This is a genomic window from Carboxydocella thermautotrophica (assembly GCA_003054495.1).
Lineage (GTDB): Bacteria > Bacillota.
In genome coordinates, this window is the sequence record CP028514.1 from 1,237,116 (window position 1) to 1,250,962 (window position 13,847).

At 46.3% G+C, this 13,847-nt stretch carries 17 protein-coding genes; all 17 read left to right on the forward strand.

Annotated elements, in window-relative coordinates:
* The first annotated feature begins 73 nt into the window (after positions 1 to 73).
* The 17 genes from CTH_RS06180 (at position 74) to CTH_RS06255 (ending at position 13,761) form a co-directional block, all read left to right on the forward strand.
* Positions 74 to 295 carry a FeoA family protein gene (locus tag CTH_RS06180; RefSeq protein ID WP_307167151.1) on the forward strand — a complete coding sequence of 74 codons (222 nt, stop codon included), beginning with the start codon at positions 74 to 76 and terminating at the stop codon, positions 293 to 295.
* Positions 296 to 312: 17 nt separating this feature from the next.
* Positions 313 to 2,250 carry a ferrous iron transport protein B gene (gene feoB, locus CTH_RS06185; protein WP_107753337.1) on the forward strand — a complete coding sequence of 646 codons (1,938 nt, stop codon included), beginning with the start codon at positions 313 to 315 and terminating at the stop codon, positions 2,248 to 2,250.
* Between the two features lie 3 nt (positions 2,251 to 2,253).
* Positions 2,254 to 2,412 (forward strand): hypothetical protein, encoded by a 159-nt coding sequence (locus CTH_RS14120; RefSeq protein ID WP_159073828.1) that lies wholly within the window; start codon positions 2,254 to 2,256, stop codon positions 2,410 to 2,412.
* A gap of 60 nt (positions 2,413 to 2,472) precedes the next feature.
* Positions 2,473 to 2,901 (forward strand): universal stress protein, encoded by a 429-nt coding sequence (locus CTH_RS06190; RefSeq protein WP_078666257.1) that lies wholly within the window; start codon positions 2,473 to 2,475, stop codon positions 2,899 to 2,901.
* A 12-nt stretch (positions 2,902 to 2,913) separates the two neighbouring features.
* Positions 2,914 to 3,315, forward strand: a complete 402-nt coding sequence (crcB, locus tag CTH_RS06195) for a fluoride efflux transporter CrcB (RefSeq protein WP_107753339.1) — start codon at positions 2,914 to 2,916, stop codon at positions 3,313 to 3,315.
* A gap of 4 nt (positions 3,316 to 3,319) precedes the next feature.
* Complete coding sequence (gene crcB, locus CTH_RS06200) at positions 3,320 to 3,685, forward strand: fluoride efflux transporter CrcB (RefSeq protein ID WP_079932984.1); 366 nt, start codon at positions 3,320 to 3,322, stop codon at positions 3,683 to 3,685.
* 13 nt (positions 3,686 to 3,698) lie between these two features.
* On the forward strand, positions 3,699 to 4,142 hold the full coding sequence (locus CTH_RS06205; RefSeq protein WP_078666255.1) for a (deoxy)nucleoside triphosphate pyrophosphohydrolase: 444 nt from the start codon (positions 3,699 to 3,701) through the stop codon (positions 4,140 to 4,142).
* Positions 4,093 to 5,163, forward strand: a complete 1,071-nt coding sequence (fni, locus tag CTH_RS06210; protein WP_174183023.1) for a type 2 isopentenyl-diphosphate Delta-isomerase — start codon at positions 4,093 to 4,095, stop codon at positions 5,161 to 5,163. The genes CTH_RS06205 and fni overlap by 50 nt, the downstream gene beginning before the upstream one ends.
* Complete coding sequence (locus CTH_RS06215; protein ID WP_159071858.1) at positions 5,129 to 5,476, forward strand: rhodanese-like domain-containing protein; 348 nt, start codon at positions 5,129 to 5,131, stop codon at positions 5,474 to 5,476. Before fni ends, CTH_RS06215 begins: the two co-directional genes overlap by 35 nt.
* An 87-nt stretch (positions 5,477 to 5,563) precedes the next feature.
* Positions 5,564 to 6,298 carry a DUF1614 domain-containing protein gene (locus tag CTH_RS06220; RefSeq protein WP_078666200.1) on the forward strand — a complete coding sequence of 245 codons (735 nt, stop codon included), beginning with the start codon at positions 5,564 to 5,566 and terminating at the stop codon, positions 6,296 to 6,298.
* Positions 6,282 to 7,520 carry a stage II sporulation protein P gene (gene spoIIP, locus CTH_RS06225; RefSeq protein ID WP_078666201.1) on the forward strand — a complete coding sequence of 413 codons (1,239 nt, stop codon included), beginning with the start codon at positions 6,282 to 6,284 and terminating at the stop codon, positions 7,518 to 7,520. The genes CTH_RS06220 and spoIIP overlap by 17 nt, the downstream gene beginning before the upstream one ends.
* Positions 7,517 to 8,122, forward strand: coding sequence for a DUF3189 family protein (locus CTH_RS06230; RefSeq protein ID WP_078666202.1), 606 nt, complete (start codon positions 7,517 to 7,519; stop codon positions 8,120 to 8,122). Before spoIIP ends, CTH_RS06230 begins: the two co-directional genes overlap by 4 nt.
* A gap of 26 nt (positions 8,123 to 8,148) precedes the next feature.
* Positions 8,149 to 9,468, forward strand: coding sequence for a DUF512 domain-containing protein (locus tag CTH_RS06235; protein ID WP_107753343.1), 1,320 nt, complete (start codon positions 8,149 to 8,151; stop codon positions 9,466 to 9,468).
* Positions 9,461 to 10,789 carry a ribosome biogenesis GTPase Der gene (gene der, locus CTH_RS06240; protein ID WP_107753345.1) on the forward strand — a complete coding sequence of 443 codons (1,329 nt, stop codon included), beginning with the start codon at positions 9,461 to 9,463 and terminating at the stop codon, positions 10,787 to 10,789. Before CTH_RS06235 ends, der begins: the two co-directional genes overlap by 8 nt.
* Positions 10,786 to 11,394: a glycerol-3-phosphate 1-O-acyltransferase PlsY gene (gene plsY / locus CTH_RS06245; RefSeq protein ID WP_078666205.1), complete on the forward strand. Its 609-nt coding sequence runs from the start codon at positions 10,786 to 10,788 to the stop codon at positions 11,392 to 11,394. The genes der and plsY overlap by 4 nt, the downstream gene beginning before the upstream one ends.
* A gap of 4 nt (positions 11,395 to 11,398) precedes the next feature.
* Positions 11,399 to 12,430 carry an NAD(P)H-dependent glycerol-3-phosphate dehydrogenase gene (locus CTH_RS06250; protein ID WP_078666206.1) on the forward strand — a complete coding sequence of 344 codons (1,032 nt, stop codon included), beginning with the start codon at positions 11,399 to 11,401 and terminating at the stop codon, positions 12,428 to 12,430.
* Positions 12,431 to 12,555: 125 nt separating this feature from the next.
* Positions 12,556 to 13,761 carry an ABC transporter substrate-binding protein gene (locus CTH_RS06255; RefSeq protein WP_078666207.1) on the forward strand — a complete coding sequence of 402 codons (1,206 nt, stop codon included), beginning with the start codon at positions 12,556 to 12,558 and terminating at the stop codon, positions 13,759 to 13,761.
* Positions 13,762 to 13,847: the final 86 nt, after the last annotated feature.

Below are 13,847 nucleotides of genomic sequence, written 5' to 3' on the forward strand. Positions count from 1 at the left end.
TAGTACAAATGAACTATCATAATTATAGAGTAAATGAATATCATTCTCAACGAGGTGAATGGAGGTGGCCCATTTGGCACCACTGGATATGGTGAAAAAAGGACAGAAGGTAAGAATACATAGTATTAATAATCCGGTAGTTCGGGCCCAGGCTTTACGCTTTGGGATTAGTGAAGGGGAAATAGTGTCAGTTGAAGAAATTATTCCGGCTGGACCGATTATTCTCGGCCGCAAAAAACAGGAGATAGCTGTAGGCAGGCAACTGGCGCAAAAAATTCTGGTTGAGATTCTTTAAGGAAAGAGGGAATTTCTATGCATTGCCATCATTGTAACCTGGCACTGGATATCCCGCCTGGAGCCAGGAAAATAGTTCTGGCGGGAAATCCTAATGTAGGTAAATCGGTTTTTTTCAATGCTTTTACTGGAATGTATGTGGATGTTTCTAATTACCCGGGGACAACCCTGGAAATTAGCCATGGTCGGTATGGTCAAGATGTGGTAATTGATACTCCTGGTGTTTATGGTATTTCCTCCTTTAATGATGAGGAAAGGATAGCGCGGGACATTATTTTAGATGCAGATCTGGTGATTAATGTTGTAGATGCTGTTCACCTGGAAAGAGACCTGTTTTTAACCCAGCAAATCATAGATACCGGTGTACCGGTGATTGTGGCTTTGAATATGGTTGATGAAGCCCGAAAAAATGGTATGGAAATTGATATCGATCTATTATCCAGAGAGCTGGGCGTCCCGGTATTTCCTACAGTAGCTGTTGAGAAAAAAGGCTTCAAAGAATTGCAGGAAGGACTAAATCAGGCTAGACCTGGATATATAGACCCCTGGCTGCAGGATAAACTGGAATGGATGACAGCCAAAGTGGGGCACCAGGGAGAAGCTCTTTTAATTCTGGAAGGAGACCCAATTGTAGCGGAGAGAAATGGCCTGCCACCGGGAGATTTGCAGGAGGAAATATACCGGAGAAGAAGAGAACGGGTTAACCGGCTGGTGGAAAAAGTACAGCGGGAAACAAGCCAGGGTATTAGCTGGTCAACCAGATTGGGACGATGGAGTATCCGCCCGCTGACAGGGATTCCCATTTTGCTATTGGCCCTCTGGGGAATGTATGAAATTATCGGTGTAATTATTGCGCAGGATGTTGTAGGGGTTACAGAGGAAACCATTATGCAGGGTTTCTATGAACCCTGGATTAGACAGGTAATTGGTAGTATTATCCCTGAACACTCAGCTCTGGGTACCATCTTAATCGGTGAATTTGGTATTTTGACCATGACAGTCACTTATATTTTTGGGTTGCTTTTGCCACTGGTGGTGGGCTTTTATCTGGTCTTATCCATCTTTGAAGACAGTGGCTATCTACCGCGGATCGCCACTTTGCTCGACCGGGTTATGACCAGCATTGGTCTGAATGGACGGGCGGTTATCCCGATGATTCTGGGGTTTGGCTGTGTCACCATGGCCACTATCGTCACCAGAGTGCTTGGTTCTGATCGGGAGAGACGAATTGCGACTTTCCTCCTTGCTATGGCTATTCCCTGTTCTGCCCAGATGGGGGTTATCGTAGCACTGCTTTCAGGATTAGGTGCAAAATTTGTAATATTATATGTGCTGGCTATCTTTTCCCTTCTGGCTCTGGTAGGTACTTTATTGAATAAGCTATTACCGGGTAGATCTACTGATCTGTTAATCGACTCACCTCCCATGCGCTTACCGCGGCTGAGTAATGTAGTAAAGAAGACAGCAACCAAGTCCAGTCACTTTCTGAAAGAAGCTACCCCTTTGTTTGCAATTGGCGCCTTTATTATTAGCATTATGCAAATTACCGGGGCACTGGAAATGTTGCAGGATTGGTTGCGTCCCTTAACGGTTGGCTGGTTAAGTTTGCCTAAGGAAGCGGCAACAGCATTTATCATGGGCTTTGTTCGTCGAGATTTTGGTGCTGCCGGTTTTGCTTCCATGGAATTAACCGCACTACAGAAGTTAGCTGGTTTAATTACGATTACAATTTTTGTTCCCTGTATTGCTTCTGCACTGGTTATTTTTAAGGAAAGGGGCAAACAGGAAGGCTTGATTATCTGGCCGGCTGTTCTAGTTATTGCCTTTTTGATTGGAGGTCTTACGGCGCAGCTGTTTAATCTAATGGGCCTGGCCGGAGGGTACCTGCTCTTCGGCAGTATGCTGGTTTTAGCCATTCTGTTAGGAAAGTTTCTCCCGCAGAGAGAGGAGGCGTAATTTATGGCTCATGAATGTAATATTATCTCTAACACCTGTCCACAGTGTGGTTTTAAACTAAAGGGTAATGAAATGAAGTGTCCCCGTTGTGCCAAAGTATTAATCCAGATTGGTAGCTGCAGTGGAGCCTGCGGCAGTTGCAATCAAAGGTCCGGCCAGTAAGCCGGACCTTTTGACTTTGGGAAAAGATAATAATACAATAACTTCAGGGAGGGGATAGAGATGTTGTCGAAAATATTAGTAGGTTTGGATGGTTCGAGCCATAGTTTTAAGGCTCTGGAATTTGCCCTGGAATTAGCAGTGCTAAAGCCAGAAATAAAACTAACTGCCGTTTGTGTTGTAGGATTTAGTCGGGATCTGGCTTTGTTTGCTGGCCTTTCCCCTGAACAATATAATGCTTTTTTAAAAGAGAAAGCCAGCAAAACCCTGGCCCAGGCAGAAAACATGGCTAACCAAAAGGGGATTAAAATTTCCACCTGTGTCCTGGAAGGGGATGCGGCAGAAATGCTGAGCAAATATGCTCGAACTGAGGGATTTGATCATATCGTAGTTGGTGGCCGGGGATTGAGCAATATAAAAGGCATGGTCCTGGGGAGTGTCAGTCATCGCTTGCTTTATCAGGCACCATGTCCAGTTAGCGTTATTCGCTAGGAGGTGGCAATTGTGAAAGACCTACTGGCGATAGCTTTGGGAGGGCTACTAGGTGCTGTTGCTCGCTATGGTGTTAACCAGCTGGCACAGGGCTTTTCTATCATCGGTATACCCACAGCGACTTTAATTGTAAATCTGCTGGGTTCCTTTGGCCTGGCGTTCTTCTTGCAAAAATCTTTAACTAGCTGGGGGTTAGCTGCTCACTGGCGTCTTGGGATTGCAACTGGTTTTTTTGGTGCTTTCACTACTTTTTCCACTTTTATGCTGGAAAATGTTGCTTTACTTTTAAAGCACAATTACTTAACAGCATTTTCTTATCTTTTGATGACTGCTTTTCTGGCAGCAGCTGCTGGCTTTCTGGGCTGGTTTATAGCAGAAACTACTACGGGCCAGACCTTAAGGGAGAAGGAGTAAAGGAATGAAAATGTGGCTGTTAGTAGCAATTGGCGGGGCCTTAGGGGCGCTTTCCCGTTACTGGCTGGGCAAGTGGGTTAATCGCTGGTGGCAGGGAGACTTGCCCCTGGGCACGATGGTTATTAACCTCTCAGGTTCTTTTGCCCTGGGGCTTGTTCTGGGTTATAAAAATTATTTGCCATTAACTGTGGTGCTTGCTTTTGGTACTGGTTTTTTAGGCAGTTTTACTACTTATTCCACTCTTAATTATGAATTTATTTCTTTATTAAAACAAGGTAAATATTCGATTGCCTTTTTATATATTTTCCTTTCTTTTAGCTTTGGACTGATTTGTGGATTTGCTGGTCTTTATCTTGCCATGAACTTATAAGGAGGTACGGGGGTTGGAGAGAATAGTGGTAACGGCAGCGGCTATCTGGCGGGAAGGCGAACTTCTGCTGGCCCAGAGACGGCCAGGCAGCCACCTGGCTGGAATGTGGGAATTTCCCGGCGGTAAACTGGAAATTGATGAGGCGCCGGAGGAAGGGTTAAAAAGAGAGATTAAAGAAGAGCTGAATATTGATATTCACATATTAGGTCTGGCTACGGTAGTCTGGCACCGTTATGAAGATAGGGTTGTTTTACTACTGGTCTATCATTGCCAGTTGCAGGCAGGAGAGCCACAAGGCATGGAAGGACAGGCTATTGGTTGGTTTAGTCCTAAAGCTGCGCTTGATTTGGAACTTGCTCCTGCCGATCGTACCATTCTGGAAAATATAATCAATGGAGGTCCGGGATTTGAACAACCAGCGTTCACAGCGCAAACAGGAACATATCCAGTTGTTTAAGGAAGAATATAACCCGCATTATACCGGTTTTGAAGATGTTCATCTGATTCATCAGGCTCTACCGGTTAATGACTGGGATGAAATTGATACTACCTGGTGTTTTCTTGATAAAATTTGCAAGGCTCCATTGTTTATAACTGCTATTACTGGCGGTCATCCGGCTAGTGAAAAAATAAATAGAGATTTAGCACTGGTTGCTGCTGAAACAGGTATCGGCCTGGCAGTGGGCAGTCAGCATGCCGCTCTATATAATGAGGAACTGGTCAAAACCTATCAGGTAATCAGAACCGAAAACCCAGAGGGACTGGTTTTTGCCAATGTGGGGGCTGGTGTATCCTGGGATTTAGCCCTTAAGGCTATTGAGATGATTGGAGCCCAGGGTGTGCAAGTCCATCTGAATGCTGCTCAGGAATTGATGATGCCAGAAGGGGACAGGAAGTTTACCCAATGGCTAAACAATATCGAGCAGCTGGTAAAAAAATCATGGGTGCCTGTGATCGTCAAAGAGACAGGCTGTGGGCTGAGTCGGGAAACGGTTTTAAGACTGAAGGAAGTTGGAGTGGAGTATTTTGATGTTGGCGGCAGCGGAGGAACGGACTTCCTTGCTATTGAAGCCAGACGGGCCCAATTGCCTGTTCGGTTACAGCTGAGCTGGGGGCTGCCTACAGCATGGGCGCTGCTGGAGTGTTTGGCGGTTTGTGGGAACCAGGGTCACCTTTGGGCCAGTGGAGGTATCCTAACCCCCCTGGACTGGGCCAAAGCCCTGGCTCTTGGAGCAGAAGCGGTTGGAGTAGCCGGGCATTTTTTGAAAACATATCTGGATAATGGTCTTGAAGGTTTAGCAAATGAAATCAAGGAATGGCAGCGGCAGCTTAAAATAATCTGTTTGCTAACTGGCGTTTCCAGCCCAGCCCATTTAAAAGCTGCCGCCAAAGTGATTACAGGAAAAACCGCTGAGTGGCAGAAGTTAAGAGCTGGTGATGTGTATGGATGCAAAGCAATTTCTTCGTTCCATGCCTAAGGATTTTTATTTAATCAAAGCTGATGTACTGGCGGATAAAATAAAAAACCAGGAATGGCTGAAACAAGCCTACTTTCTGGATTTACGACAACCAGAAGAACATGCCCAAAACGGTTTACCGGGCTCTAAACAATGCTTGTTAAAGGATTTACCAGATCGGTTTCAGGAATTGTTTCCGGATAGAGAGCGGCCACTGGTGGTGTATTGTAATGGCGGGGTTCAGTCGATATATGCAGTGATGTTTCTGGTGATGCAGGGCTATAAGGAAGCCAGGAGTCTGGCTGGTGGATATAAAAAGTTTTTAGGTGGGTAATAGTACCCACTTTTTTTATTGCTGTATAACTGAGGCTGAATAAGGGCAAATTATGTTATGGTACGAGTAAGGAAAGGAGATGATATTGTGGCTAGATTGCCGATTGGTACCCTGGTTCTAGTAATTGTTTCTTTGTTAATTTATTTTGGTCTGGCGCACCGGATTCTGGACAGAATGCGGCTCACTGACCGACAGGCACTGGTGGTCATCGGCTTAATGATCATTGGTAGTTTTATTACAATTCCGGTAGCAAGAGGACTAGTAGGAGTAGATGTGAATGTAGGTGGAGCGCTGGTACCACTGGGGTTGTCAATTTATGTACTGGGAAAAGCGGGTACAGGCAAGGAAATCTTTAGAGCCTTAATAGCAGCTGTGGCAGTTGCCATTGCAATCAGTTTCTCTACGGTATTTTTAGGGGGTACAGAGCCGGAGACAATGTTTATGGATCCTATTTACTTTTATCCCCTGGTAGCGGGTGTATTAGCCTATGTTGTAGGACGCTCCCGGCGTTCAGCTTTTATCTCTGCCATACTGGGGTTAATGCTGGCAGATGTTTTCCAGCTGGTCTGGTATTATGCTAAGGGTAGAAGCGGATTTGTCAGTTTTGGTGGGGCAGGTGCTTTTGATACGTATATACTGGCCGGCGTACTGGCCGCTTTGCTGGCAGAATTGATAGGTGAAACCAGGGAACGGCTGCAAGGAGGACCGGCCCGGGAAAACCGAGATCCTGAGTTGATAGCAGGACTTAAGACCCCGGAAATGGCCAGTATGCTGGGGGCTGACCAGAAGAAAGGGGGAGAAAAAGATGAGCAACAAAAATAATAGGCTGCTGGCAATTGGTGGTTTGGTATCCCTTCTTCTGACTTTAGGTTTGATTTATGCCCGGGACAATGGGACTTTAGGACAATGGCTAGCTATGAACAGCAAAGTTCCAGTCTTTCAACCATTAAATTTATTGAGTGGCAGTGATGAGACAGAGCGGGAATCAGGATATTACATCTTTAAAGATGAGCAGGGGAAAACCATTCATATGACTGCCCTGCCAGTTTTTGTCGGAGATGAATACATTGCGGATGACAATAAGCATTACAGAGTAGAGAAGATCGAGGGTGATGTTGTTAAATTAAAATACATTGGGCAGGAAAAGCTGGCTTATAATCCAGCCTGGGATGAACCGATGAGCTTGCCAGCTCAAGCGGGTGGTGGTAAAAAACCGTTGATAGCTATTTATCACAGTCATAGTGATGAATCGTATGTACCAACCGATGGTCGGTCCAGTATATATGGCAATGGCGGGATTTACAAAGTCGGGAAAGCCTATGCAGCTGCAATGAAACAAATTGGCCTTAATGTAGTTCAAAGTCTGCGCAAACATGATCCCCATGATGCTAATGCCTATCATCGCTCGCGCAGAACTGCTACAGAATTGTTAAAGCTAAACCCTGTCGCACTGGTGGATGTGCATCGGGATGCTGTTCCGCCCGATGTTTATCAGGCTAAAATAAACGGCAAAAACGTTACGCAGATCAAGCTAGTCGTGGGACGCAGAAATCCTCGCAAAGGGGAAAACCTGACCTTTGCCAAAAATATTAAAGCATATCTCGATAAACACCGTCCCGGTCTAGTAGAAGGCATTTTTATTGCCAAAGGAAACTACAACCAGGACCTATCGCCACGGGCAATCTTGATCGAAGTTGGATCTCATACTAATAGCCGAATTCAGGCTCAGGAAGGCGTAAAATTGTTTGCTGATGCTGTACCCCGGGTCGTTGGGGTAAGTACTACTACCGGTCCAGGAGCAGCGCCTCCGGGTGCAGCTGCCCCTGATAAATCTCTAAGCTTGAGTGATGAAAACCGCGGCTCCTGGACGGGGGCTTTTCTGGCGATTGTACTGGTGATTGCAGCTGGTATCGGTTTTCTGCTGTTAGCGACCGGCTCTGGGGCAGCTACCTGGGATAGATTGCGGAACTTCGCTTCCCGGGAACTGGCCAGTGCCCTGGGGTTAAAAAAGAAAGAGAATAAGGGTGGGGAAAAAAGAGAGTGAAGATAATCTATAACTGTTATGGTGGCGCCCATTCATCAGTTGTAGCAGCTGCCCTGCATCTGGGGCTGCTGGACAACACCAGGGTCCCCGGAGAAAAGGAGTTGCTGGAACTGCCTTTATTTGATGGGACCTGGGAACATGACCACGGGCGCCTTTTTTTCTTTGGGATTGATGATAAACAAAGGGAAATATATGTTTTGGGCAAACGCAATCTTGGCCACCAATTGAATGACTTAATCCATCTGGCTGCTCAGGCAGCAGGCATAACCAGGGAGGAATATTTACTGGTGGATGCCTTACCATATGTCAACTGGTTAATGGTAGTAGGTGGTTATACTTCCCGGAGATTGCACTGGGAAAGATTGGGTAGACCAATAGTTATAAGAGGGATACAAACTTTTTACTGGCAAATTGTCAACAAGGTTGAGCAGGTAAAAAAGCTGGTACCGATTACAGAAACAAAAAAATGGGTTCTAAAAAACGGAGCAAATATTACTGTTGACCGGGTTTTAGCTTGCCGCGTAGTAAGAAGTTTCTGGCTGGCCTGGGGCATAACTGGCATTTCCCTTGACTTCCTGGCTGCGATGGTTAATAATGAATAGAGTGATTTATAGTGTTGAGGTGGAATATGACACAAGCAGCTGTTATTGCCAGTGTCCAGACTGAAAGTTTTGGAGAACGGATAGGGCTTAAACCAGGCGATCGGATCTTAGCAGTTAATGGTGAGGCGGTCAGGGATTTAATCGATATGCAATTCGCTCTGGCCGAGGAAAAGTTGAGCTTAACTATTGAACGAAGTGGGGCAATTTTTACTCTTTCTGTACAAAAACAATGGAATGAAGACCTGGGTATAGAGCTGGAAAGCGCAGTTTTCGATGGGATTAGACGTTGCGCCAATCGTTGTAAATTTTGTTTTGTGGAGCAAATGCCGCCAGGGATGCGGGAAAGTTTATATGTTAAAGATGATGATTACCGTCTTTCGGTATTGCATGGGAATTTTATTACCTTAACCAATTTAAGAGAAGAAGATTTACAACGCATTGAAAAACTACATTTAAGTCCGCTTTATGTTTCAGTACACACGACTAACCCGGAATTGCGACAGGAATTGATGGGTAACAGGAAAGCGGGGCAGGTATTACAACAATTGCAGCGATTAGCAGCTGCCGGAATCGAGCTTCATACCCAGATTGTTTGTGTACCTGATTACAATGACAGGGAAGAGCTGGACAAGACTGTTGCTGATCTGGTAAGTTTATATCCCCAGGTTCAGTCTATTGCGGTTGTTCCTGTCGGGCTGACAGCCCATCGCAATGGATTAGCAAAATTAAGAACCTTTACCTCTCAAGAGGCCGCAAACTTAATTGACCAGGTAGAGCGCTGGCAGGAAAAGAACCGGCAGGAGTTTGATTGCTATCTAGTATATGCAGCCGATGAGTTTTATTTAATGGCAGGGCGATCCATTCCTGAGAATGAACGTTATGAGGATTTTCCCCAGTTGGAAAACGGGGTTGGCCTGGTCAGGACATTTCTTGATAACTGGGAGGACTCAAAAGAGGAACTGCCCAAAAAACAGGGTAAGAGCAGGAAAGCTTTGTGGATCACGGGGGTTTCTTTTGCAAGGGTACTGCAGCAGGTTGCCGCAGAGGCGGAGGCAATTACCGGGGCAAAATTTGAGGTTCTGGCTGTCCCGAACCGTTTTTTTGGCCCAACAGTGACGGTTACCGGATTGTTAACCGGGGAAGATATATTAGCAGCTTTATCTGAATCGCAAAATGTGGATGTGGTTTTTCTGCCTGATATTATCTTTCGACGTGGAGAGATGGTTACCCTGGATGGAATGACTGTAGATGAAATTGCAGATAAAGCTGGAGTGAAGGTTGAAGTTATCAGTAGTAACGGGGAAGATTTAGTAGTTATGATAAAGAGGTGGTTGACAGGTGAGTAAACCAATTGTAGCCATAGTGGGGAGGCCAAATGTAGGCAAATCCACATTGTTCAACCGGCTGGTGGGTGGCCGGTTGGCTATTGTTGAAGATATACCTGGAGTTACGCGAGACAGGATTTATGGGGATGCGGTTTGGTTAGACCATGCTTTTACTGTAATTGATACTGGTGGTATTGAATTTTCCGGGATCGAAAATGAAATTGCCAATCAGATGAAACACCAGGCCCAGCTGGCCATGGAGGAGGCAGACGTTATTTTATTTGTAGTTGATGGAAAGGAAGGTCTGACCATCAATGACGAAGAAGTAGCCAATATGCTGCGCCGGGCCAATAAACCAGTGGTACTGGTAGTGAACAAGGTGGACAATTTTGATCACACTGAACAGTACAATGAGTTTTATGCCCTTGGTTTAGGGGAACCTATTCTGATCTCGGCAGCCCACGGCTATAATATTGGGGATTTACTGGATGAAGTGGTGAAACACTTTCCACCGACAGAAGGGGAGGAAGAAGATGATGATGTAATAAAAATAGCTGTCATAGGCCGACCCAATGTGGGCAAATCTTCTCTGGTTAATGCTTTGCTGGGGACAGAACGGGTTATAGTTTCCGATGTGCCTGGGACTACTCGCGATGCTATTGATACTGCCCTGGAACGGGATGGCCAAAAATACATTATCATCGATACTGCCGGTATGAGACGCAAAGGCAAAATCGCAGATGTAGTGGAACGCTATTCTGTAATTCGATCCTTGCGGGCAGTGGATCGAAGTGATATAGTCCTGATGGTAATAGATGCGGTAGAGGGATTGACAGAGCAGGACAAGAAAATTGCCGGTTATGCCCATGAAAGTGGCAAAGGTTGCATCCTGGTGGTAAACAAATGGGACCTGGTGGAAAAAGATGATAAAACGGCTTTGCGTTATACGGAGAAATTGAGAGAAGGTCTTGGTTTTATGCAATATGCTCCGGTCATCTATGTTTCTGCCAGAACCAAGAAAAGAGTGGCCAAGATTTTGGAACTGGTAAAATTTGTAGCAGATCAACAAAATATGCGAATTGCTACCAGTATTTTGAATAACCTGATCAGAGAAGCCACTTATCTGAATCCACCGCCTTCAGACCGGGGTAGAAGGTTGAAAATCCTTTATGCTACCCAGGTAGCTGTTAAACCGCCTACATTTGTGTTATTTGTAAATGACAGTGAATTATTGCATTTCTCCTATCAGAGATATATTGAGAATCAGTTACGTCAGACTTTCGGCTTTGAGGGTACTCCCATACGGATTATTCCCCGTAACCGGCAGGAGGAAAAAGAATGAACTGGTGGTTAGGAATTATCCTGGTTATCGCTTCATATGTTCTAGGGTCTGTTGCTTTTGGCTATGTGGTGGCCAGAGCTGTGGCCGGAATCGATATCCGCAACTATGGCAGTGGGAATGTCGGAGCTACCAATACCTGGCGAACACTGGGCTGGAAAGCCGGGCTTATAGCTTTTGCAGGTGATTTTGCCAAGGGGGCAGTAGCTGCCTGGCTGGGCAAACTCTGGGGAGGACCGGCCTGGGGAGTAGCACTGGGGATTGCAGCAGTTCTGGGCCATACCTATCCGGTGTTTTTACAGTTCAAAGGAGGTAAAGCTGTAGCCACAGGTGGTGGGGTACTTTTTGCCCTTAATCCGTCTATTACCTTGCTGGCTTTAGGGATCTGGGGTGCTATTCTTTACATAAGTGGCTATGTTTCACTGGCCTCATTAATAGCAGCAGCCTGTACCCCGTTCCTGCTCTTGATGTTTGAGCCATCCTGGGCAGTTCGCATCTTTGGTATAATTGGCGCCAGTATTGTTATCTGGCGGCATAGGAGCAATATCCAGCGTTTGCGTACAGGGACAGAAAACCGGATTGGTCGCAGTGGAAAGAGGAGGGATTAGCACCATGAGGGTAGCGGTTATTGGGGCCGGCAGCTGGGCTACAGCCCTGGCGGTTCTATTAAGCCGGAATGGGAAAGAGGTAACTATGTGGGCCCGTCGTCAGCAGCAAATAGAGGAGATGCTGGAATATCGGGAGAATCGCAGCTATCTGCCCGGTGTTAGTTTGCCACCTCAATTGCGGTTGACGGCGGACTTAGAACTGGCCCTGGCTGATGCGGAAGCGGTTGTCCTGGGCGTGCCCAGTCATGCGGTCAGGGAAACTATTAAAAGGGTCGCCGGTTTTTTAAAACCACAACAACATAGATTAATAGTCAATACCGCCAAAGGTCTAGAAGAAGGCTCTTTCTTGCGTTTAAGTCAGGTAATTGCTTCTGAATTGCCGGATGTGTTTCGGGATAAAATTGTGGTTTTATCAGGGCCCAGTCATGCCGAAGAGGTAGGGCGGGAAATACCCACAGCAGTGGTGGCAGCGGCAGCCAAACGGGAAACAGCTGAAGCTGCGCAGGATTTGTTCATGTCTCCTGCTTTTCGCGTTTATACCAATCCCGATGTTGTCGGCGTGGAGCTGGGGGGGGCCTTGAAAAACATCATTGCCCTCTGTACAGGTATTTCGGATGGACTGGGTTTTGGGGACAACACCAAGGCTGCACTGATGACAAGGGGTCTGGCGGAGATAGCTCGTCTGGGCAGTTCTTTAGGTGCTCAACCTTTAACCTTTGCTGGTCTGGCAGGGGTTGGTGATTTGATTGTCACCTGTACCAGTTTACATAGCCGCAATAGAAGAGCCGGAATATTGATTGGGCAGGGCAAGAAACTGGAGGAAGCTCTGGCTGAAATCAAAATGGTAGTTGAAGGGGTGCGCACCTGTAAAGTAGCTAGAAGTCTGGCTCAGAACCTTGGGGTTTCTATGCCTATCACGGAACAGGCCTATCAGGTGCTGTTTGCTGGAGCAGACCCCCGGGAAGGAGTAGCCAGACTGATGCAAAGGGGTAAAACCCATGAGATGGAAGAGGTGGTTTTAAACCAGCACTGGTAAAAGTAGAGCTTAAGAGGCTTAAATGCCTCTTTTTTTGTTCTTGACAGAGAGACAAATAGTGTTGTAGAATAATAGCGAATTGCAAATCATAATCTACAACAGCAGTACGGAAGGAGAGATCAGGAATGAAGGTACGCAAAACAATGGCTGCTGCTCTGGCGGCTCTGCTGGGGGTAGGGCTTTTAGCAGGTTGTGGCAGCGGCAGTAGCAACCAGCCGACCGCCAAAAGCCAGGATAACAGTGCTGCGGGCGGAGATGTAATTAAGGTAGGAGCTAACTATGAGCTGACCGGAGGCATTGCCACTTTCGGGAATTCCAGTGTAAACGGGATTAAGCTGGCACTGGAAGAATTTAACCAGGCAGGGGGTGTGAATGGCAAAAAGATTGAACTGGTCACAGCAGATAACAAGAGCGATGCTGCTGAAGCCACTAATGCCATGACCAAACTTGTGACCCAGGACAAAGTAGTGGCAGTGTTGGGCCCGGTTGCCAGTTCCAATGTGCTGGCAGCAGAACCGGTAGCAACTCAGAACCAGATTCCGCTGGTTACCTCCTCGGCGACTAACCCCAAGGTAACTGTGGACCCTGCAACCAACAAAACCAGAGACTGGATTTTCAGGACCTGCTTTATTGACCCATTCCAGGGTGATGTAGCAGCCCGCTTCTCTTTCAATGACCTGAAGGCGAAAAAAGCAGCTATCTATGTCGACCAATCCAGTGACTATTCCAAGGGGCTGGCAGAAGCATTTAAGAGTGGATTTACCAAACTGGGTGGTGAAATTGTTTCCGAAGAGGCTTTTGTCGCCAAGGATACCGATTTTAAAGCTACCCTGACCAAAATTAAGGCTAAGAATCCTGATGTAATCTATGTCCCTGCTTATTATGAGGAAGTAGGTAAGATTATCCGTCAGGCCCGGGAACTGGGGCTTACCCAACCTATCGTTGGCGGAGATGGTTTTGATTCCCCCAAGCTGTTAGAAATCGCTGGCAAAAGCGCACTGACCAATGTCTTCTTTACCAACCACTATACCACTATGGATACTTCTCCGGTGGTACAGGAGTTTGTCAAGAAATACAAGGACAAGTATGGTCAGGAACCGGATGCTCTGGCTGCTCTGGCCTATGATGCTGCCAAAGTGTTGTTTGAAGCTATCAAAACTGCTGGGACTCCTGACCCTGTCAAAATCAAGGATGCCCTGGCTGCTACCAAAGACTTTAAAGGTGTAACCGGAACCATTACCTTAGATGCACAACATAACCCGGTTAAGAGTGCGGTAATCATGGAATATAATAATGGTGCTCTCAAATTCCGCACCAGGGTGGAACCGTAACTGAGGTAAAGACGCCTGCATATTATAATGCAGGCGTTTACTTTTTTTGCTTTTTGTCGAAAATTGTAGCGAAAAATCCCTTGCCA